Here is a 23,207-nt window from a genome sequence, read left to right as displayed (position 1 = left end):
CAATTCTAAAAATTAATTCAGAATTGGGATTTATTATTTCTAATGCTTTTTTATCTTAAACTTGCTCCAAGCTCAGTTTCAAAAGTCTGTTGCAACTTAGACATGATTTTATCAATCTGAGCATCAGTAAGCGTTTTGGTATTGTCCTGAATTGTAAAACTTAAAGCATACGATTTTTTGCCTTCTGGAAGTTTTGCACCTTCATAAACATCAAATAAATTAATGTCCTTTAAAAGTGTTTTTTCCGTTTGCTTAGCCAAGTTAAAAATACTTTCGTACGTTGTGTTTTTATCAATCAATAAGGCTAAATCTCTACGTACTTCAGGGTATTTAGGAATCTCAGTGTATTTGATTTTACCTGTAATAATTTTCAAAATTAAATTCCAGTTAAAATCCGCATAATATACATCTTGTTTTATTCCAAAATGCTTTAAAATAGATTTCTTAATTACTCCGGCCTCTACTAATACATCATTATTGTAAGTAATTGCAGTTCCTTCAGAAAACACATCTGACTGTACTGGTGCATTCGAGATTTTTTCAATTCCTAAACGTGCCAAAATACCTTTTACATATCCTTTCAATAAGAAAAAGTCAGTTCCTTTTTGCGGGTTTGTCCAAGATTCTTTGTTTCTGTTTCCAGAGATCAATAAAGTCAAATGTTTGTGCTCTTCGTAACCGCTTAAAAATTTATGGTATGTTTTTCCGAATTCAAATAATTTTAAATCAGAATTACGTCTGTTAATATTGTATGAAACAGCTTCAAGCCCAGAAAATAACAAAGATTGGCGTAATGCCGCTAAATCACTGCTCAATGGGTTCAACATTAATACATTGTGCTCTTCTTTTAAAACAGTCGATAATTTTGCATATGAAGCTGTTGTTAAAGAGTTTGCCATCATTTCATGGAAACCTTGCGAATTCAATTGTGAAGCAATTGTATTTTGCACTTTATAATCTTCGGTTCTTGGTGAATTTGCAACCGTCGCATTAAATTTCTTAGAGAAATTAATATTGTTGTAACCGTAAACTCTTAGAATTTCTTCGATTACATCAATTTCACGCTGAACGTCAACACGGTAAGCAGGAATAGTAAGTCCTAAACCAGAATCAGAAACACTATTTACTTTAATATCTAAAGAAACTAATATCTTTTTGATAGTATCTTTTGGAATTTCCTGTCCAATAATTTTAGAAACATGGCTGAAATTCAACAAAACAGCAAAATCTTCTACTTTTTTAGGATAAACTTCTATAACATCCGAAGTTATTTTTCCGCCCGCCACTTCTTGAATTAAAAGCGCAGCACGTTTCAAAGCATATTCTGTAATAGTTGGGTCAATACCTCTTTCAAATCTAAAAGAAGCATCTGTATTCAATTGATGTCTTTTTGCCGTTTTACGAACACTTACAGCATCAAAATAAGCACTTTCTAGGAATATAGTTGTTGTACCTTCAGATACACCCGATTTTTTACCTCCAAAAACTCCTGCGATACAAAGCGGTCCTTTTTCGTCGCAAATCATCAAATCCTCTTTGTGCAATGTTCTTTCAACATCGTCTAAAGTTGTAAATTTTGTTCCCTCAGGAAGTGTTTTTACAATAACTTTTCCGTTAATTTTTGCGGCATCAAAAGCATGCAGAGGTTGTCCTAATTCATGCAATACGTAATTAGTAACGTCAACAATATTGTTTTTTGGAGTTAAACCAATAGCTTTTAAACGATCTTGCAGCCAGCTTGGAGATTCTTGCACAGTAATTCCAGAAATGGTTACACCGCAATATCTAGGAGCCAAAAGAGGTTCTTCAACATTAACATCAATTTTAAGCGTACGCATATCTACTCTGAAATTACTTACAGAAGGTGTAATCAATTCTATATTTACACCACGCTGCAACATTCCCGCTCTTAAATCACGCGCAGTACCAAAATGACTCATCGCATCAGCACGGTTTGGTGTCAATCCAATTTCAAAAACTTCATCATTTGTAATTTGAAAAACTTCGGCAGCTGGAGTTCCCGGAACTAATTTATCGTCTAAAACCATAATACCGTCATGACTAGTACCAAGACCTAACTCATCTTCGGCACAAATCATTCCGTGACTTTCCTGTCCGCGAATCTTACCTTTTTTAATAGTAAAATCACCGCCGTCTTTATCGTATAAAACAGTTCCAATAGTTGCAACCGGAACTTTTTGTCCTGCAGCAACATTTGCAGCACCGCAAACAATTTGTATAGGTGCTTCTAAACCAATATTTACAGTTGTAACTTTTAATCTGTCGGCATCAGGGTGTTTTTCGCAAGTAAGTACGTGTCCTACAACAACCCCTTCTAAACCGCCTTTAATAGATTGGTATTTTTCGACAACTTCAACCTCAAGACCTAAATCTGTCAGTAATTCTGAAGTTTCTGCAGATGTCCAATCTGTTTTAATGAATTGTTTTAACCAGTTGTAAGATATTTTCATGTTAGCTTTATTATTCTTGTATGAGGTTACAAATATAAGAATTGCGTATTGTAGTAAGAAACAATTTATTTGGTTTTTTCGAGTAAGACTTTTTTTAAACTAAATAGCTAGTGATCAATATATAATCATATTTAGTATTAATTTTTTAATAAAAATTCATTAAAAATTAGATAAAAAAATGAATGTGTAATTTTTGTGCTATTAGATGAATGAATAATGCTATTCTGTTTCTAATTATGAAACTAAATTTGATACAAATCAAAAATTTACTAATTATGAGCACTACCACACAAAGACCTGAATTTAAGGCAAAATACGACAATTACATAAACGGAAAATTTACAGCTCCTATTTCAGGAGAGTATTTTGACGTAGTTTCTCCAATAGATGGAAAAGTGTTTACCAAAGCGGCTCACTCAGGCAAAGGAGATTTAGAAAAAGCAGTAGACGCAGCCCATGAAGCATTTAAAACTTGGGGAAAAACATCGGTGACAGAGCGAAGCATTTTACTTAATAAAATTGCACAAAAAATTGAAGATAATCTAGAGTACATAGCTACTGTTGAGACTATAGATAACGGAAAACCTATTCGTGAAACTCTTGCTGCCGATATTCCGCTGGCAATAGATCATTTTAGATATTTTGCAGGTGTAATTCGCGCCGAAGAAAGCTCGATTGCCGAACTGGATTCGCAGACAGTTTCAATAGCTTTAAGCGAACCATTAGGTGTTGTTGCTCAGATTATTCCGTGGAATTTCCCGATTTTAATGGCTGTTTGGAAAATAGCTCCAGCTCTTGCAGCAGGAAATACCATAGTTTTAAAACCTGCCGAAAGTACACCTATATCTATTATGGTTCTAATGGAACTTATTGGAGATATTCTTCCTCCAGGAGTTTTAAATATTGTAAATGGTTTTGGAGCTGAACTTGGACGTCCATTGGTTACTAATAAAAAAGTTTCGAAAGCCGCATTTACGGGATCTACAACAACAGGTCGTCTAGTAATGCAGTATGCAACCGAAAATATTATTCCAGTTACTTTAGAACTGGGAGGGAAATCGCCTAATATTTTCTTTCCATCAGTAGCAGATCACGATGATGATTTCTTTGATAAAGCTATTGAAGGTGCAGTTTTATTCGCTTTAAATCAAGGTGAAATTTGTACTTGTCCGTCAAGATTATTAGTTCATGAAGATATTTATGACAAGTTTATTGCCAAAGTAATTGAAAGAACTGAAGCTATAATCGCTGGAAATCCATTAGACAAATCCACTATGATTGGAGCACAGACATCATTAGTTCAGAAAGAAAAAATTATGTCCTATATAAAATTAGGTAAAGAAGAAGGTGCAGAATTATTAACAGGAGGTGATGCAAATCATTTAGGCGGAGATCTTGAAGGCGGTTATTACATAAAACCAACTCTATTTAAAGGTCATAACAAAATGAGAATTTTTCAGGAAGAGATTTTTGGACCTGTGTTAGCGGTAACAACTTTTAAAACTACAGAGGAAGCAATTGAAATTGCTAACGATACAATGTACGGATTGGGAGCAGGAGTATGGACGCGTGATGCACATGAAATCTACCAAGTTCCAAGAGCGATTCAATCTGGACGTGTTTGGATTAATCAATATCATTCGTATCCAGCAGGAGCACCATTTGGAGGTTACAAACAATCAGGAATTGGTCGTGAGAATCATAAAATGATGCTGAGTCAATACAGTCAAACAAAAAACATGCTTATTTCTTATGATAAAAAGAAATTAGGTTTCTTCTAGAAAACATTATCCCTATTAATATAAACCTGAGCATAATAAGTTAATCTATTTATTATGCTCATTAAATCAATCTTTGTTATGTTACCAAAAACAATGAAAGCAGCAGTTATTAGAGAATTTGGTTCTCTTTTAAAAATTGAAGAAGTTGAAGTAAAACGACCGGGAAGAAATGAAATTCTTGTAAAAGTAATTGCAAGTGGTGTTTGTCATACCGATTTGCATGCCGTTGAAGGCGATTGGCCGGTAAAACCAAAAATGCCGCTGATTCCCGGACACGAAGCTGTAGGTTATGTAGCAGCAGTAGGTCAAGATGTGAAAAATGTTAAGGAAGGTGATGCTGTAGGAGTGCCTTGGCTTTACAGCGCTTGCGGAGGCTGTGATCAATGTATTACGGGATGGGAAACATTATGCGACAGTCAGCAAAATGGCGGTTACAGTGTAGACGGCGGTTTTGCCGAATTTGTAATTGCTGATGCAAGATATGTTGGAATTTTACCTTCAAATGTAAATTTTATGGAAATGGCTCCAATACTTTGTGCAGGAGTTACTGTTTATAAAGGTCTAAAAGAAACTGAAGTAAAACCTGGAGAATGGGTTGCGATTTCTGGAATTGGCGGATTAGGCCACGTTGCTGTACAATACGCTAAGGCAATGGGAATGCATGTTGCAGCAATTGATGTTGCCGATGATAAACTTAATCTAGCAAAAAAACTGGGTGCAGACTTAGTAGTTAATGCAAAAAATCAAAATCCTGGTGAATATTTAAAAAAGGAAGTCGGTGGAATGCATGGGGCATTGGTAACTGCAGTTTCCCCTATAGCTTTCAAGCAAGGTCTTGAAACCTTAAGGAGAAAAGGTACAATGGCACTCAACGGACTTCCGCCAGGTAATTTTGATTTATCTATTTTTGATACGGTTTTAAACCGAATTACAATTCGAGGCTCGATCGTTGGTACTCGTAAGGATATGAAAGAAGCAATAGAGTTTGCTACCGAAGGAAAGGTAAAAGCTACTGTAACTGCCGAAAAACTGGAAAACATTAATACCGTTTTTGATAAAATGAAAAAAGGTCAGATTGAAGGACGAGTCGTTCTTGATATCGCAAATATTTAATTGGTAATGCAAAAAGCAGTAAATTTATAACAATAAGTTTACTGCTTTTTTTAAATAGTAAAAGTCATGGTTAAGAGAATTGAAGCCACACAAGAAGCTGTCGAATTAATTAAAATTCTAAAGGAAAAACATGGTGATTTAATGTTTTACCAAGCCGGAGGATGTTGTGAAGGTACGCAGCCGCAATGTTTTGAAAAGGGCGGTTACTACCAGCGAATAGGTGATGTTTGCATCGGTACTATTGAAGATACTGAATTTTGGGTTGATAATGATTTATATGAATATTGGAAACATTCGCATTTTACACTCAAAGTTATTGATGCTTTTGGCGTTGGTGGTTTTTCTTTGGAAACACCTCTGAAAAAGACATTTCAAATTGAGTATAGAATCTTTACTGAGGAGGAGGAAAAAGATTTAGGACCTGTAAAGATTTTTGAATAAGATTTTAAAAAAGGCACAGAGGTTCAGAGGGGCAAAGAGGCAAAGGTTTTGCATTGTTATGTCATTTCGACTGAAAGGAGACCCGAGCGATAGCGAACAGACGAAGCAAATCACACTAGAAACTCCGCAAAGTATGTCGTTAATCTTTATGGATAATCTTTGTCGAGCTTCTAGTGTGATTTCTCGTTCCTCGAAATGACAAGATTGTCTAAAAGCTCAGAACCTTAGTGTCTTAGCGTCTTAGAATCTTAGTATATTAGCACCTTTAATTAACATAAAGCAACTGATACTGTTTCGGTGTAATTCCTTCGTGTTTTTTAAACAATCTGATAAAATAATTAGCATCTTCAAAACCAGATAAATAACAAACTTCGTTTATTTGTATGCTTGGATTTTTAAGTAGTTTTTTAGCATATTTAATTTTCTCATTCAAAACATATTCTATAGGACTCATGCCTAATTCTCTCTTGAAAAAACGATAAAAGGAAGCTGTGCTCATACAGGCTTTTTCGCTTAAGCTTTTTAGATTGATGTTTTCCTTCAAATTAAGTTTGATGAATTCCGTAACTTCAAAAATTGGATTGTTGGATTGCAGAACAGCTCCAGCATCAAGAGATTTTGCTGTTTGAGTTTGAATAATTCGGATTAATAATTCCTGTAATGTCAAATCGGCAATAACATCTTTTGTAATTGATGTGCTTGTACACTCTTTAATTAATTTGCTGATTGTTGAAGCAAGATCAACATTGTTGTAAAAAAAGTAATTTTGATAGTTTAACTGCCAATAACTGTCGCTTCCTTTCTTCGGATAACGCTCATTTAAGAAATCAAGAGTCTCGGTAATTTTTGTTGTGTCGATAGCTAAAGCAAGACATTGCGTTGGATTTTCTTTTGAAGCTTCTGGAAAATCAATTTTCATTTCAATATTAGAAGGAATAACAACTGTTTCCCCGGGAAGATAATCAAATCCGGGTTCGTCAAACAAATGCATTACTTTTTTTCCTCGAAGCATACTCGTAACTACAAAATCGTTGAATTTTAAAGGTACTAGTTTTGAAGATTCGTAAGTCTCAAAAATGTTCAGTTCGCAATGGTTTAGAGTGTAAACACTCCTGTTTTCAACAAGTGTTTTTAATGATTTTTCATTAGATAAATCTGGCGGAGTAATTAAAACACGTTGATTTTGCATTGTATTAAATTTTCGAGTGGAACTCTAAATTTAATAAAAATAAGTTTAGCAATTTAAGATTTAACGTTTCATTAAATCAGTTCTTCAACATGTTTCTTAATATTTTCTGCCATTTTTCTTGTCGGAAGGTCATTTTCGTCATCACCAAAAGGGTCTTCAATTTCTTCTGCGATAAGCTCTAAACTCGCTAAAACATAAAAAATAAAAACAACTACAGGAATTACATAATAGCCTAATGTAAATACATAACTAAAAGGGAGTGTAAGGACAAAAATAAATATAAATTTCTTGATAAAAGCGCTGTAAGAGTAGGGAATAGGAGTGTTTTTAATTCTCTCACAGGCTCCACAAATATCTGTAAATGCTGTTACTTCATTGTTTAAGGTAATGAGTTGTTCACCTGAAATTTTATTAGTTGCATAAAGATCGTGTATTTTTTTGAACATTATTTTGGCAACCTGATTTGGTCTGTGTTTGTGATGATCCAGTTCTAAATCTACATTATCAAACAATTGCATTCCGGTTTCTTCGTCCTTTAAATGTTTATTTAAGATAGAAGCATATCCCGGAATCATCTTTCTAAAAAAGGCTTTATCTTTTTCGTCCTCTAAAATAACCGAAAGTTTCATGGCAAAATTACGACTGTTATTTACCAGACTTCCCCACATCCTGCGTCCTTCCCACCAACGATCATAGGCTGTATTGGTACGATATGCCAGTAATAATGAAATTACAAAACCCAACATGCTGTGCATCGTTGAGATGTTTTTAACCTTACTGTCTTCTGGTAAATCCCAATATTCAAGTTCAAGATAAGCAATTCCGCCGCAATATATTGCCATAAAAAACATTACGGGAATTAATTTACGGAAAGTATCGGCTTTGCTAAAATGAAAAATAAAACTAAACCAGTCTTTTGGATTATACGAAGTCATTACTTTTTTTTGCAGTAAATTTACTTTAAAAATTAATATTTCCTGCTAATTCTTTTAAGGCAATTTCAGATAATTTCGCCTCATATTGTGCATTGCTGTAACGTACTTTTGCATTTACATAATTAAGCTGAGCCGTTCTAAAATCAAGAGTTGTAATAGTTCCGATTCTAAATTTATCTAAGGTAATATCAAGATTTTGCTTTGCAATAGCTTCATTATCTTCTTCTAAATCGATCAATTCCAGATTGGTTAAATAAGTTTGAAAAGCAGTGCTTAGCTGTGTGTTCAAAATCATATTTTGCTGTTCGATAGCAATTTGAGAGTTTTCAATTTGAAGTTTAGCAACCTTTTCATTTCGATGCTGATTAAAACCGTCAAAAATATTTAAAGTGGCATTAAAACCATAATTTAAACCGCGTGACGATGCTTGACTCGTAAAACCTAAACTCGACTGACTTTCGTTAAAATTATAACCAGATGTTAAGTTTACAACAGGATATCGATCTGCTTTTACTTGTTTTAGCTGCAGTTCGGCTATACGTTTATTGATAATTTGAGCTTCTAAAGCTGGATTTTGTTTTTGTGCTAAATCCATAAGATCAGCCAAAATCAATTTATTATCAACCGTAACTAAATCTGTAACGGTAAAATTTATTTTAGGATCTCTGGCTAAATATTGATTCAATAAAATTTTAGCATTTGCATACGATTCTTTTTGTCTCAATAATGCAACTTGATCTGAATTTAAATCAACTTGCGCATTCAAAACCTCCAATTTTGAAGCTTTTCCAATACTGAAACGGTTTTGAGCTAAAGTTAATCTTTGTTTCGAAATTACGATTGTCGTATCTAAAGCGGCTAATTGCTGTTGTTGCTGAACCAAATCATAATAGGCAGAGTTTACCTGACCAATTTTGATCAAAATAGTTCTTTTTAATTCAGCGTCTCCCAATTTTTGAAGTTCTTTTAATTGATCTAGTTTTGCAAACATTTTCAATCCATCAAAAACGGTCCAGCCTAAACTCACTCCATAATTTAAGCTGTTATTTTTAGCGTTATCCAATGAAGTTGTTGTTCCATCCTGACGTGTCTGCGAAGAATTTGTTACGCTGTTATTGTCTGTTATCGAAGCGCCTGCATTCGGAAGCATTCCTGCATTTCCTAAAGTTACATTCGTTTCGCTTATTTTTGAGTTATTCTTAGCTATTTTAATCTCAAAATTGTTTTCTAAAGCAATTTTCATAGCATCTTCAATAGTCAAAACCTCTTGCGCATTCGTTTTTGTAATGCTTAAAAAGAGTAATAACAAACTGCTAATTAAAATTTTAATATTCATATTGTTTTTCTTTTGCCTTAAACTTCTGAATTAATCAAGTGCAATTCAGAAATTCAAGGCTAATAAATTATTTACTTACTTCTTTTTCGTATTCTTCGATATGATCAAATTCAGGGTAATGTTTACGCGCTTTAGACCACATCATGTAGATCGCTGGAATAACAAAAAGTGTTAATGCTAATGAAAATATAGTTCCGCCAACAATTACAACTCCCATACCAATTCTACTGGTTGAAGCAGCTCCAAGCGACATTGCAATTGGTAATGCTCCTAAAGCAATCGCTAAACTGGTCATTAAAATTGGACGTAAACGCGCTTCTGAAGCTTCAAGAATTGCTTCTAGTTTTGGTTTTCCTTGTTCTCGTAATTGATTGGCAAATTCTACAATCAAAATACCATTTTTAGTCACTAGACCAATAAGCATTACCGTTCCAATTTGACTGAAAATATTCCAAGTCTGATTGAATAACCATAATGAAAATAAGGCTCCAGCAACCGCCATTGGTACAGTCAAGATAATAATAAAAGGATCTATAAAACTTTCGAACTGAGCCGCAAGAATTAAAAATATTAATAATAAAGCCAATCCAAAAGCAAAAGATGTATTCGAGCTGCTTTCCACAAAATCTCTCGATTCTCCGCTCAAATCTGTAGTAAAACTATCATTTAGAACTTTAGCTTTAATTCTATCCATTTCGGCAATTCCGTCACTGATACTTTTTCCTGGAGCTAAACCTGCAGAAACGGTTGCCGACATATAACGGTTGTTGTGGTATAACTGCGGAGGATTACTTTGTTCTTCCACATTTACAACGTTATCCATCTGAATTAATTCTCCTTTTTTGTTCTTCACAAACATCGACGTTAAATCCAATGGTTTTGATCTGTCTTTTTGATCAAATTGACCAATAACCTGATATTGTTTTCCGTTTTTGATAAAATAGCCAAAACGCTGTCCGCTTAAAGAAAGCTGTAAAGTTTGCGCAATATCAATAATTGAGATTCCTAAACTTTCGGCTTTTTCACGATTAATGCTAACGTTTATTTCAGGTTTGTTGAATTTTAAATTAACATCGCTGATAGAGAAAACATCGCTTTTGCCAACTTCATCCATAAAAACAGGAATTTTTTCTCTTAATTTTTCAAAATTTGGAGCCTGAATAATGTATTGAATTGGTAATCCGCCACGTCTGTTTACAGCAATTGTAGGTTGTTGAATAACAGATGTTTTTGCATCAGGATATTGCTTTGTCCATTTTGTTAATTGGTCGGCAATTTCTTTTTGTGATCTTTTTCTTTCATGAGGTTCTTTTAATGAAAGTCTTATAAAACCAGTATTTGTAGCTGAGGCTCCAAAACCGGGTGCGGTAATCACCAAACTTACTTTTTTCTCAGGAATTGAATCGTCAACCAATCTTGAGATTTCCTGCATAAAACGATCTGTATATTCATATGATGATCCTTCTGGCGTTGTCATACGCATGGTTACAGAACTTCGGTCATCATAAGGAGCTGTTTCTTTTGGTAGTATGGTAAAAAACAAATAAATCAATCCAAAACAAGCAATAAGAATAGGAAAACTAATCCATTTTCTTTCCATAAATTTTGAAAGAGATTCAGCATAACTGCTGTTCATTTTTTCAAAGAAAGGCTCTGTTCTTACGTAGAATTTAGATTTTTTCTGTTCTCCGCCTTTCATTAAATAGGCATTCAACATTGGTGTTAAGGTAAGGGAAACAAATGCCGAAATTAATACCGCAGCACCAATTACAACTCCAAATTCCCTAAAGAGTCGACCTACGAAACCTTCTAAGAAAATTACGGGCAAGAATACGGCCGCCAATGTTACCGAAATCGAAATTACAGCATAAAAAATCTCATTTGATCCTTTAATCGCAGCTTCAATTGGCGACATGCCTTCTTCGACTTTCTTAAAGATATTTTCGGTTACAACAATTCCATCATCCACAACCAGACCCGTAGCTAAAACAATTGCTAATAAAGTCAATACATTAATAGAAAAACCAAAAAGCCACATTATAAAGAACGTTGCAATTAATGAAACGGGAATATCTATTAAAGGTCTAAAAGCAATTGCCCAGTCTCTAAAAAACAGATAAATAATAATGATTACTAAGATTACTGATATTCCAAGTGTTTCAGCAACTTCAAGTACCGATTTTTTTACAAATATGGTATTATCAAGTGCAATATTTAGTTTAATATCTTTTGGAAGATCCTTTTTTAAAGCTTCATATTTTTTATAAAATTCAGCCGAAATATCTAGATAATTTGCTCCAGGCATTGGTACAATTGCCAGTCCAATCATTGGTAATCCAGATTGGCTTAGTTTGGTTTCGATATTTTCTGGACCTAATTCTGCACCGCCAACATCACTTAAGCGTACAATTTTATCTCCATCGGTACGAATAATGATATTATTGAATTCTTCAGGTTTCGAAAGATTTCCAACTGTTTTTACTGTTAATTCGGTGTTGTTTCCTGTAAGTTTACCAGAAGGCAATTCGACATTTTGAGCGTTAAGGGCATTACGAACATCTGAAACAGTACAGCCGTAAGCAGTTAACTTTACAGGATCAATCCATAAACGCATAGCGTAGCGTTTTTGTCCCCAAATTTGAACACCGCTGACTCCCGGAATTGTTTCTAAACGCTGCGAAATAACATTTTCGGCATAATCACTTAATTCTAATGAATTTCGACTGTCACTTTGTACCGTCATCGAAATAATAGCATCACTATCGGCATCAGCTTTTGATACAACAGGCGGCGCATCGATATCTTGCGGTAAACTTCTGATGGCTTGAGAAACCTTATCACGTACATCATTGGCAGCTTCTTCTAGATCTTTATCTAAATTAAACTCGATGGTAATGTTACTGCTTCCTTGATTACTTGATGAAGTTATATTTCGGATTCCGTCAATCGCATTTACTGCTTTTTCAAGCGGCTCCGTAATTTGCGATTCAATAATATCAGCATTAGCTCCTGTATAATTAGTTCTAATGGAAACCTGTGCGGGATCTATCGAAGGAAATTCGCGAACACCCAAAAAAGTATAACCAATGAAACCGAATAATATAATTAATAGATTCAGTACAATGGTTAAAACAGGTCTTTTTATACTTGTAGTTGATAAACTCATTTGCAATTTTAGATTTTAGATTATTGATTTTAGATATTAGATTTAGTACTAAATCTTACTGCATCTTCAAATCTATATTTAAGTCTTAATAATTTGAGACTTTAAAATTTTCGACTTTGGATTATTTTACTTTAACTATTATTGGTGCTTCATTTTTTAACGACATAACACCGCTTGTAATTAAAGTATCTCCTGCTTTTAATCCTGATAAAATCAAAATCGAAGAATCTGTTCTTGTTGTTGCATCAACCATAACTTCTTTTGCCTTGCCCATATCGGCTACATAAACTTTTTTACCACTTTGCACAGGAACTATAGCTTCTGATGGAACTACGATTGCATCTTTAATAATGTTTAACGGCAGTTTTATATCGGCAAAAGTTCCAGGGAAAAGTTTTCCATCTGTATTATCAGCAATGGCACGAATTTGCAGTGTACGAGTAGCAACGGCAACTTCTGGCTCAATAGCATAAATTTTTCCATTATATGTTTTATCTGATCCAGAAACTGTAAAATCGATTATTGAACCTGTTTTTACTTGTGAAGCATATTTTTCTGGAATCGAAAATGTAATTTTCAATTTTCCTGTATTTACCAATTTTGCTACTACAACTGTTGGAGTAATATAGGTACCTGGAGAAATCGAACGTAAACCAATTTTTCCTGAAAAAGGCGCTTTTACAGAAGTTTTAGCAATTTGCGCTCTGATTAATTGGCTTTGAGCTTGCGCCGAAGCATGATCTGCTCTGGCAACATCTGCTTCTTCTTGACTGATTGCTTCTTTTTGCAATAATAATTTTGCTCTTCTTTCATTTTCAGCGGCTAAGCCTTCTCTTGTAACTGCTTGTCTTAATTGTGCTTTTAGTTCAAGATCATTTACTTTAAAAAGAACTTGCCCTTTATTTACATAGCTTCCTTCATTAAAATAAATTCCCTCTACAATTCCTGATACTTCACTGTGAATCTCAATTTGCTCGTTTGCTTCAATAGAACCAGATAAAGACAAATTATTGTCAAACGTTGAAGTTTTAACTACTATTCCTGTAACTGTAGTTGGTTTGTCTTTATCGCCAAACTTCTTCGAGTCTTCATTTTTACCTTTGTTAGATACTATCCTATAAGTGATAAATCCTCCAAAAATAATGATAATCAAGGCGTAGATTAGGTGTTTAATTTTCATAAAATTTAGGTGAATGTGTTTTTTTTGGTGTATGTTTTTTGCAACTCACAAATTTAACTTTTTGTACTGAAATCAATTGACGTTAGGTTTTATTTAACACTTGGAGTACAATATACTTCAAAGTACTGTTTTTCTTAGCCGTAGCTGCAAAACTTTGCAGCTTAGATGTTGGTTTTTACAAAAGGTTTAATGATGTTGGTATTTTTTGTTGGGTAATTTTTAACACTGGAGGGTAATTTATGTGTAAAAATCTATTAATCAGCAGGTTATTTGTTTTCTGGTTTTTGAAAATTAATTGATTTTCAAGTTTAAAAGAGTTGTTGGAAGATTATTATTTATGGAATTGAAAAAAAATATGCAGTTTGTCGAATTTATATTGTATTTCATCGATTTTATTTGTAACATTGATACGTTAGACAAAATAATTGATACAGCAGTATAATCAATACCTTTTTACATAATTAAATGTTAAAAGATAGATTTGGCAGCAGTTTTTTGATCATTAAAGCGAAATTTAGTATTAATTATTTTAACAAGTGTTTATGTTTTTTGTTCCAAATTATAAAATAATAATAGATGAAGAAAAAAATACTCCTAGCATTATGGTTTTCATTTTTACTTGCTGCAATTGGTTTTCTTTTTTGGCAGAATGAGTTTAAGTATAGCCTGCCGACACCTATTCCAAAAAATTATCACAGCATTGCAATGGGAGCCAAGATTGATTTGTCTCAATGCTGTCCTTTTGATAGTAAACCTGTTTTTTTTCATTTCTTTAATCCAGATTGTCCCTGCTCACGATTCAATGTGCCGCACGTGGCTGGTTTGATTAAAAAATACGGTGACAGGGTTAATTTTAAAATTGTGGTTTTAAACAAGCAAAAGACTTTTACAATAGAAGAAATACAGAAAAAGTTTGACGCACAAATTCCTGTTTATTTTGATCAAAATATTGCTAAAAAGTGCGGTGTTATTTCGACTCCGCAAGCGGTTTTATTAGAAGCATCGCATAATCTATATTTTCGTGGCAATTATAACAAAACAAGATATTGTACTGATGCCGACAGTAATTATGCTCAAATGGCTATTGACTCATTGTTAAAGCAGACTAATTCGCCCTCTTTTAATGCTTTGGCTCTTAGAGCTTATGGATGTTCGTTACCAAATTGCACTAAATAAATCTATCCCTAACTAAAATTTTTAACCTATGAAAAGAAAAGCCAGTTTGAATGAGCAAGACTACTTGCACAGTTTTATGTCTACAATGACTCAAAAGTCTGATACTATTATTAATTATGTTCTCGCAGTTTATTTTCTCCTCGGAATTGCATTGTCTTTTAAGTACGATACCTTTGAAATTGGAGTAGGAGTAGGAACCTTGAATCTTCTGATGTATTATTCGGCTAAGTTTTTTATTAAAAATTCAAAATTCTATCAGTACGTTTTGTCTGTTGTTCTAGCTATATTTATGGCGCAGTACATTTATCAAATGCATGGTATGTTCGAAATGCATTTTACTGTTTTTATTGCCAGTACGATTTTAATTATTTATCAAAATTGGAAACTTCAAATTCCGCTTACTCTTTTGGTAGTGCTTCATCACGCTGGTTTGGCATACTTGCAAAACTATATTTATAATGATGCAAACGGGCTTCAGGTTTATTTTTCGCAGGTAAATTTTGATCTTGAAACTTTAATTATTCATACTGTTTTAGCGGCAGTTGTATTTTTTATGAATGGTTATTGGGCTTATTATTTTAAAGAACACAGCGAAAATCATATTTCTAAAATTTCTGACGAGTATGAACTGGAAAATATGAAGCTTGCATCGGCTAAATACAGTTCATTAACAGCAACTAAAGAATACAATGATTTTATTCACAGAACAACTTTAGATTTAAAACTCCCAGTAACTTCAGTGCTAAAATTAATTGATGTTTCAAAAGGACATACAGACAATGATCAAATTTTGACTTATCTGGATATGATGAGAGAAAGTGCGAAAAAAATTGATGATCTCGTAAACGATATTCATGTAAAATCAACTAACACCAGAAAGTAAAAATTACAAAACAACTTCCAAAAATGAAAAAACTCTCGAAAGAAACTTCAAAAATAGGTTTTTAGAGAGTTTATTCTACAAGTAAAAAACTCATGCCAATTAATTTTTAATATAAAATTTTATGGAGACCAGAACTACACGTCCGACTCCTTCTGACAGAGAAGTCGATTGGAATAAAAGCAAAGTACTGCTTAGTAAAACAGATAAAAACGGAACTATTTTGTATGCCAATGAAGATTTTATCGATGTTTCTGGCTATGATGAGTTTGAATTAATCGGACAGCCTCACAATATTGTGAGGCATCCTGATATGCCTAAGGTGATTTTTAAATTTTTATGGGACAGTATTAAGTCCAGTCAAAACATTCATGTTGTTTTAAAAAACATGGCAAAAACAGGTCGCTATTATTGGGTTGTAACCGAATTTAAAATCATTGCAGATACTGATGGGGAGATTGTTGGTTTTTTCGGAACAAGAAAATCAGTTCCCGAAAATATCATCGTAAAATTCATAGAACCATTGTACAAAAAACTTTTACAAATAGAAGAAGCAAGCGGTTTAACAGCTTCTGAAGAATATTTGGTTGGTTTTCTGGAAGAGCGTAAAAAAACGTATATGGAATATATCGATCATTTAATCGCTACAGGAAAAGATGATAAAAACAAAGTTAGTAAAGGCTTGTTCAGCGGTCTTTTTGAAAAGAAAACTCCACCAAAGAAATAATAAAGCTGGTTGTAGAATTATGTATAACACATAGAAATATTGGTTTTGTTGCTTTTGAAAGACATTTCACTTGCATCAACAAACATGACTATGTCTCTATGTGTTTAATTTTTTTCAACATTTAGCCATATTAGGTTGAAAGATTTATTGCATCAGATATGATGTAATTAAACCTGTTTTTAACTCAAGAAATCTCTGAACCTTTGTATCTCTGCATCTTTGAGCCTAAAAAAACTAACTAATATAATTCCAGATGCTTTTCTTTTTAGTTAATTCAATAAAAACTGCTTTTAGAATTGCATGTTCTGGTTTATTTAAAGGACCGTCTTCTTTCAGGATTTTCATAGCGTAATTTCTAGCTAATCCAAGAATATCTCGATCACGAACAATATCTGCAATTTGAAGGTTTAATACACCGCTTTGCTGCGTTCCCATTAAGTCACCTGGACCGCGAAGTTTTAAGTCAACTTCGGCAATTTCAAAACCATCATTTGTCTGAACCATTGTTTCCATGCGGGTTTTACTGTCAGAACTTAATTTATGTCCCGTCATCAAGATACAATAACTCTGTTCGGCACCACGACCAACACGACCACGTAATTGGTGTAATTGAGATAAACCAAAACGTTCGGCACTTTCGATAATCATTACACTGGCATTTGGTACATTTACACCAACCTCAATTACTGTTGTTGCCACCATAATATTGGTTTTTCCTTCAGAGAAACGTTTCATTTCGGCATCTTTATCAGCGGGTTTCATTTTTCCGTGCAAAATCGAAATCGAATATTGAGGCAATGGAAAATCACGAGAAATACTTTCATAGCCGTCCATTAAATCCTTGTAATCCATTTTTTCCGATTCCTGAATTAACGGGTATACAATATAAATTTGTCTTCCAAGTGCAATTTCATCGCGTAGAAACTTCCAGACTTTTAATCGGTTACTATCAAAACGGTGAACCGTTTGTATTGGTTTTCGTCCCGGCGGAAGTTCATCTATTACAGAAATATCAAGATCTCCGTACAAACTCATTGCTAAAGTTCTCGGAATTGGTGTTGCTGTCATAACCAAAACGTGTGGAGGAATTTCATTTTTCTTCCACAATTTAGAGCGCTGCTCTACACCAAAACGATGCTGTTCATCAATAACAGCCAATCCAAGATTTTGAAACTTCACTTTATCTTCCAGTAAAGCATGTGTGCCTATTAAAATCTGTAAAGTGCCATTTTCAAGTTCTTCATGAATAACTTTTCGAGCTGCAGTTTTTGTTGAACCAGTTAATATTTTTATATTAATATTCAAAGTATTAGCAAATTCTGATAAGCCAATAAAATGTTGATTGGCAAGAATTTCTGTTGGCGCCATTAAGCAGGCCTGAAAACCATTATCCATTGCTAAAAGCATGCTCATAAAAGCCACAATTGTTTTTCCCGAACCAACGTCTCCCTGCAATAATCGGTTCATTTGAGCATTGCTACCCATGTCTGAACGAATTTCTTTAACCACTCTTTTTTGAGCATTAGTAAGTTCAAAAGGAAGATGGTTTTGATAAAATTCAGTAAAAAAATCACCTACTTTGGTAAAGGGATGTCCTTTTATTTTATGCTTTCTAATTAGATTTTTTGTAATTAACTGCAATTGAATAAAAAACAATTCTTCAAACTTCAATCTAAATTGCGCTTTCGCCAAAGCATCGGTGCTTTTTGGGAAATGTATATTAAATAAAGCGGCTCTTTTTGAGATTAACTTTAATTCTTCAATTAAATATAATGGAAAAGTTTCGGTAAACAAAGCTTGAGTTTCGATAAACAATTGTTCCATTAATTTGTTAATCGTTCTATTTGAAATACCTCTGTTTGTTAATGTTTCGGTAGATGGATAAACGGGCTGCATGGCAGAACGCAGACTTTTTTCATGTTCTTTCAGCAGCTCAATTTCGGGATGTGCCATGCTGAACTGGCTTCCATACAGAGAACATTTTCCAAAAATTACACAAGGTTCGTTTAGTTTTAAACTTTCACGAATCCATTTATGTCCTTGAAACCAATTAAGGTCTAATTGTCCTGTATCATCTACAAATGTGGCGACTAAACGCTTTTTATTCTTAGCAAATTCAACTGTTTTTATATTGATGATTTTGCCAATAATCTGAACCTCAGAACCTGTATTTTGAAGTTCGTTTATTTTGTAATAACGAGTTCTGTCAATGTATCTATTTGGAAAAAAGTTCACCAAATCTCCATACTTATGAATTCCTAATTCCTTGCGAAGCAGCTGACCGCGACTTGGGCCAACACCTTTTAAGTATTCGATTGGAGTTTCTAGAAGATTATTAGACATTTAAACTATTTCAGATTTTAAGATTGATGTTTGTAGATTTGAAAGAATTGGAATTTGGAATTTTTAAATTGAAATTTATTTCAAAAGCGAAGATAGATTTTAATTAGGAAATTTGGAAATGAATTAACTTCTTAGGATTTTGAATATTAAGTTATCGTTAAGCTGTAAAAATAAACGCAACCATTTTAAGGACGATTAATCTTAATAATAATTAACCTTTAAAACTTAAAAAAAATGAAAAAAATTGGACTTTTAATAGTTTTGTTTATTTCTCTTGTTTCTTGTTCTAATGATGACAATGACAATAAACCAACTGAAGATTATCTTGGAAAATGGAAATTAACGAGCATGAATAGAAATAAAAACCCAGCAGCAAATTCTATTGGTGTTATGGAATGGGAGGAAAGCTATATTTTTAGCTCTGACGGGAAGTTTACTAAAACAAGAATTAGAGACAACAAAACTTCTAGTGTATCAGGAACTTATTCTGTTGTAGAAACTTTAGAGCAAACTCAGTTAAAATTAATGTATAGCACTAAAAATGATATAATAGGAACTTGTACTGAGGATTTAATAGAAAATCTATATATAATTTATGCTACTGGAAAATTGTACAGTACTTGGGCTGCATGTGATGGACCTTTACTTGTATATGATAAATTAAAGTAATATTTCAAACAATGCTTACTAATTCAAATTGTTTGGCTCCGTCGGTTTTCTGGCGGAGTTTTTATTTTAATAAGCCAGCCTTTTTTAATAAAGTTTGATTGGGTGGAATAGTCATATAAACTAAAATGAATTTTTATCTTTGAATAAAATTTTAAAAATGGCAACACACTTAGCGCTTTTACGAGGAATCAATGTTTCTGGGCATAATATGATGAAAATGGATGCTTTGAAAACAATGTTAGAAAATATTGGTTTTCAGAATATTAGAACTTATCTGCAAACAGGAAATGTTTTTGTAGACAGCGAAGAAGATGCTTCGAAAGTTGGTTTTATGATCAAACAGGAAATATTTAAAGTTTTTGGACATGAAGTTCCAACGATTGTAATAACAAAAGAAGATCTGGAATTATGCTTTAAGAATAATCCTTTTTTGAAGGAAAAGGATATTGACGCCAAAAAATTATATGTGGCTTTTGTCTCAACTCAATTGAAAAAGGAAAACATAAACGACTTAAAAATCAGCCAGTTTAAACCTGATGAAGCAAGTATTGATGGAAATAGAATTTTTATTAAGTACGCTGTTGGTGCAGGAAAAACTCGTTTTGACCAAAAATACATTGAGAAAAAACTAAATGTTACATCAACAATTAGAAACTGGAATACAGTTACAAATTTATTGGCAATGTATTCTGAAGAGTAAAAGAATCTAATGATGTCAAATTGAGCAAAGTCGAAGTGTCGCCACGAATTTCACGAATTTTCACTAATTGATTTGTGTTAATTAGTGCAATTTGTGGCAAAAAAATATTAAGTGGCTTCGACTTCGCTCAGCCTGACAGGCTATTTAGGGATTAAATCACAATACCAAAATCCAAAATCGAAAGCATCAGAAGCACTGGTATCGCAGGCAGTATCTGATGAATCTTCTTTCTCAGGTTTTTCATATTTGCGATAAACAATTTCTCCTATTTCAAAATCTATTGGCTTCGAAAAAATTGGACCGTCAAAAGCAAAAGTGTGAAATTCTCCATTTTCTCCGCAAACGTCAACATTTTCAGGTAAATCGTTGATAAAATCCTGATCTATAATTCGGCCCACAAAACTTTTGTCTAGGTAACGTTCGTTTACACAAACCACAATAGTTTTAAATCCCAATGAAATAAACTCTTGAATTAAATCTTTTGTTGGTATTTTCCAAAGTGGGAAAACACCATTAAAATCCATTTTTGCCAATTGATCTTCGCGATACTTTCGTAAATCCTCCAGAAAAATATCTCCAAAAACAGAATGTGTAATGCTGTTATCCTTTAATTCCGTTAAAGTTTTAGTCATTACATCTTCATAGACTTCCATAGTGGGCATTTCTGGAATTTGCATGACTTTTAATGGCAGTCCAATGCTTTTTGCTTGTGCATTCAGCAGTTCAACACGAACGCCGTGCATTGAAATTCGTTGGTATTGTTGATTCACGCTCGTTAATAAGCAGTCAATTTTGTACTCTGGATCTTGAAGGATTTTGTATAATGCAAGAGCCGAATCTTTTCCGCTGCTCCAGTTAAATAAGGCTTTTTTTGGTGTAAACACGTTTTGGAATTTTTGTGCGGTAAACTTACAAATTTGATTCGATTTGTTGATGAAACCTTTGTAACTTTGGAATTTTCGCCTTCAAATTTATTTCAATGAAATATATATTCTTATTATTTACCACTTTCCTTTTTGCACAGCAAACTAAATTTGTCGATTTTAAATCGGTTAATGCACAATTGACTATCGATAATGCTCAAAAAACAATTGCAGGAAAAGTCGTTTACGATTTTAGCGTTTTGCAGTCTGTTGATACAATAAAAATTGACGCTAAAAACATGGAATTCTCGAATGTTCAAATAAATGGAGTGAATGCTGTTTTTCTAAATACGGGTAAAGAATTACAAATTATCAGTCATTTTGAAAAAGGAAATAAGCAGCTGACATTCAATTATACTGCAAAGCCAAAACAAGCATTGTACTTTGTTGAAATTGAAAATGATGACGTTCAGATCTGGACGCAAGGTCAGGGAAGGTACACCAGTAATTGGTTTCCGAGTTTTGATGATGTCAACGAGAAATTGATTTTTAATTTAGGTATTACTTACAATAACCAATATCAGGTAATTTCAAACGGTATTTTAAAAGAAAAAACAAGCAAAGGCGATTTGTTTCACTGGCAATACGAAATGGAGAAACCAATGAGTTCTTATTTATTGATGCTTGCAATTGGTAAATATGATAAAACGGAAATGCTTTCAAAATCTAGAATTCCGTTAGAATATTATCTAGAACCAAAGGATAAAAAACGTTTTGAACCAACGTATCGTTATTCTAAACGTATTTTTGATTTTTTAGAGAAAGAAATCGGAGTAAAATATCCTTGGAAAATCTATAGACAAATTCCTGTTCGCGACTTTTTGTATGCAGGAATGGAGAACACAACTTCGACACTTTTGGCAACTCGCTATGTAGTAGATTCTATTGGTTTTGAAGATCGAAATTATACCAATGTTGATGCACATGAGCTGGCGCATCATTGGTTTGGAGATTTAATTACAGCCGAAAGCAGTAAGCATCATTGGCTTCAAGAAGGTTTTGCAACTTATTTTGCTGCTTTGACGGAAAGAGAAATTTATGGAGACGATTTTTTCTATTCTAAATTATACAATACGGCGCAGCAAATAAAATTTGCTTCACGAACAGATTCTATTCCGGTTTTAAATGCAAAAGCAAGTTCACTTACTTTTTATGAAAAAGGAGCTTGGGCATTGTTTGTATTGCATGAATCAATTGGAGATAAAGCTTTTAAAAGAGCAATAAAAAGCTATTTGAAAAAGTTTGCTTATCAAACCGTAACAACTCAAGATTTCTTTGACGAAATAAAAAAAGTATCTGATTTTGATCTTGAGAAATTTCAAAAAACATGGCTAGAATCAACTGTTTTTGATACGTCGACAGCAAATGCTTTACTCAGTAAAAACAAAGCGATTCAAACTCGTTTAGAAATTGATAAGCTTAAAAAAACACCATTATCCGAGAAAGAAGATTTTTTAAGAAAAACTTTAGAAACTAATATTTATGAATCTGTAAAAGAAGCAATTGTAGATCAATTAGAAATTGAAAAATATGAAGCAAAGAAAACGCTTTTACAAACTGCATTAAAAACAAATAATACTCAAGTCAGACAAGCCGTTGCAAGTTCATTGGCTAAAATTCCAGAAGATTTTAGAGCTGAATATGAAACTTTGCTTGATGATAAATCCTATCAAACACAAGAAGCTGCTCTGTTTTATTTGTGGAGAAACTTCCCAAATCATAGAACAGATTATTTGAATAAATCTAAAAACTGGATTGGGTTTAATGACTTTAATCTTCGAACATTATGGCTTTCGCTGGCTTTATCAACACCTGATTACAGTACAAATCCAGAAGAATTAATAAGCGAACTAATTGCTTTTTCTTCAACTAAATATGAAGCTCCAACACGCCAGAATGCACTTGAAAAACTGATTGCATTTAAAATTATAAACGATCAGGTTTTAACTAATTTGGTAAGTGCAACAACACATCATATGTGGCAGTTTTCAAAATTTGGAAGAGATTCGATTCGAGTTTTATTAAAAAATTCAGAAATGCGTGCTTCGTTTAATAGAATTTTACCTAATTTAAACCCCGATGAACAATATCAATTGAATCGTTTGCTGAAAGAGTAGAAGAGAATGAAGATCAAAGATTTACTACTTTCAAAAGTGTCTTTGCTCTTGCTTATTTGT

General features: G+C 33.2%; 17 protein-coding genes. 9 read left to right on the top strand and 8 right to left on the bottom strand.

Annotation, left to right across the window (positions count from 1 at the left end; genetic code table 11):
• Positions 1-50 precede the first annotated feature (50 nt).
• A complete protein-coding gene (gene pheT / locus BOW55_RS00190) occupies positions 51-2,471 on the bottom strand; it encodes a phenylalanine--tRNA ligase subunit beta (RefSeq protein ID WP_129022495.1) in 2,421 nt (806 codons plus the stop codon).
• A 275-nt stretch (positions 2,472-2,746) separates the two neighbouring features.
• Between pheT and BOW55_RS00185 the strand changes: the two genes are divergently transcribed.
• The 3 genes from BOW55_RS00185 (at position 2,747) to BOW55_RS00175 (ending at position 5,806) form a co-directional block, all read left to right on the top strand.
• On the top strand, positions 2,747-4,252 hold the full coding sequence (locus BOW55_RS00185) for an aldehyde dehydrogenase family protein (protein ID WP_129022494.1): 1,506 nt from the start codon (positions 2,747-2,749) through the stop codon (positions 4,250-4,252).
• A 93-nt stretch (positions 4,253-4,345) separates the two neighbouring features.
• Complete coding sequence (adhP, locus tag BOW55_RS00180) at positions 4,346-5,365, top strand: alcohol dehydrogenase AdhP (RefSeq protein ID WP_241686423.1); 1,020 nt, start codon at positions 4,346-4,348, stop codon at positions 5,363-5,365.
• 66 nt (positions 5,366-5,431) lie between these two features.
• Complete coding sequence (locus tag BOW55_RS00175) at positions 5,432-5,806, top strand: DUF779 domain-containing protein (RefSeq protein WP_129022493.1); 375 nt, start codon at positions 5,432-5,434, stop codon at positions 5,804-5,806.
• Between the two features lie 265 nt (positions 5,807-6,071).
• Here BOW55_RS00175 and BOW55_RS00170 read toward each other — a convergent pair whose 3' ends face one another.
• The 5 genes from BOW55_RS00170 to BOW55_RS00150 form a co-directional block, all read right to left on the bottom strand.
• Positions 6,072-6,995 carry an AraC family transcriptional regulator N-terminal domain-containing protein gene (locus tag BOW55_RS00170; protein ID WP_129022492.1) on the bottom strand — a complete coding sequence of 308 codons (924 nt, stop codon included), beginning with the start codon at positions 6,993-6,995 and terminating at the stop codon, positions 6,072-6,074.
• Between the two features lie 71 nt (positions 6,996-7,066).
• Positions 7,067-7,930: a bestrophin family protein gene (locus BOW55_RS00165; protein ID WP_129022491.1), complete on the bottom strand. Its 864-nt coding sequence runs from the start codon at positions 7,928-7,930 to the stop codon at positions 7,067-7,069.
• A gap of 25 nt (positions 7,931-7,955) precedes the next feature.
• The gene (locus tag BOW55_RS00160; protein ID WP_129022490.1) at positions 7,956-9,266 is read right to left on the bottom strand and encodes a TolC family protein; all 1,311 of its coding nucleotides are present in this window, start codon (positions 9,264-9,266) and stop codon (positions 7,956-7,958) included.
• A gap of 67 nt (positions 9,267-9,333) precedes the next feature.
• Positions 9,334-12,432, bottom strand: coding sequence for an efflux RND transporter permease subunit (locus BOW55_RS00155; protein WP_129022489.1), 3,099 nt, complete (start codon positions 12,430-12,432; stop codon positions 9,334-9,336).
• A 121-nt stretch (positions 12,433-12,553) separates the two neighbouring features.
• A complete protein-coding gene (locus BOW55_RS00150; protein ID WP_129022488.1) occupies positions 12,554-13,612 on the bottom strand; it encodes an efflux RND transporter periplasmic adaptor subunit in 1,059 nt (352 codons plus the stop codon).
• Positions 13,613-14,188: 576 nt separating this feature from the next.
• Between BOW55_RS00150 and BOW55_RS00145 the strand changes: the two genes are divergently transcribed.
• From BOW55_RS00145 to BOW55_RS00135, 3 genes are all read left to right on the top strand, one after another.
• On the top strand, positions 14,189-14,788 hold the full coding sequence (locus BOW55_RS00145) for an AhpC/TSA family protein (protein ID WP_129022487.1): 600 nt from the start codon (positions 14,189-14,191) through the stop codon (positions 14,786-14,788).
• A gap of 28 nt (positions 14,789-14,816) precedes the next feature.
• Entirely contained in the window at positions 14,817-15,671 is an 855-nt protein-coding gene (locus BOW55_RS00140) for a hypothetical protein (RefSeq protein WP_129022486.1), read from the top strand.
• 121 nt (positions 15,672-15,792) lie between these two features.
• Entirely contained in the window at positions 15,793-16,395 is a 603-nt protein-coding gene (locus tag BOW55_RS00135) for a PAS domain-containing protein (RefSeq protein WP_089055655.1), read from the top strand.
• A 234-nt stretch (positions 16,396-16,629) separates the two neighbouring features.
• Here BOW55_RS00135 and recG read toward each other — a convergent pair whose 3' ends face one another.
• On the bottom strand, positions 16,630-18,738 hold the full coding sequence (gene recG / locus BOW55_RS00130; RefSeq protein ID WP_129022485.1) for an ATP-dependent DNA helicase RecG: 2,109 nt from the start codon (positions 18,736-18,738) through the stop codon (positions 16,630-16,632).
• A gap of 234 nt (positions 18,739-18,972) precedes the next feature.
• Between recG and BOW55_RS00125 the strand changes: the two genes are divergently transcribed.
• Both BOW55_RS00125 and BOW55_RS00120 read left to right on the top strand, forming a co-directional pair.
• A complete protein-coding gene (locus BOW55_RS00125; RefSeq protein ID WP_129022484.1) occupies positions 18,973-19,407 on the top strand; it encodes a hypothetical protein in 435 nt (144 codons plus the stop codon).
• A gap of 157 nt (positions 19,408-19,564) precedes the next feature.
• A complete protein-coding gene (locus tag BOW55_RS00120; protein ID WP_129022483.1) occupies positions 19,565-20,107 on the top strand; it encodes a DUF1697 domain-containing protein in 543 nt (180 codons plus the stop codon).
• Between the two features lie 140 nt (positions 20,108-20,247).
• Here the strand turns inward: BOW55_RS00120 and BOW55_RS00115 are convergent, their stop codons facing one another.
• Positions 20,248-20,991 (bottom strand): diphthine--ammonia ligase, encoded by a 744-nt coding sequence (locus tag BOW55_RS00115; protein ID WP_129022482.1) that lies wholly within the window; start codon positions 20,989-20,991, stop codon positions 20,248-20,250.
• Between the two features lie 95 nt (positions 20,992-21,086).
• Between BOW55_RS00115 and BOW55_RS00110 the strand changes: the two genes are divergently transcribed.
• Positions 21,087-23,147 (top strand): M1 family metallopeptidase, encoded by a 2,061-nt coding sequence (locus BOW55_RS00110; RefSeq protein ID WP_129022481.1) that lies wholly within the window; start codon positions 21,087-21,089, stop codon positions 23,145-23,147.
• The last annotated feature ends 60 nt before the right edge of the window (positions 23,148-23,207 follow it).

Origin of the sequence: Flavobacterium sp. YO12 (assembly GCF_004119495.1) — a bacterium.
Classification (GTDB): Bacteria; Bacteroidota; Bacteroidia; order Flavobacteriales; family Flavobacteriaceae; genus Flavobacterium.
The sequence above is the reverse complement of the archived record's forward strand: the minus strand, read 5'-3'. Positions and strand labels throughout refer to the sequence as shown.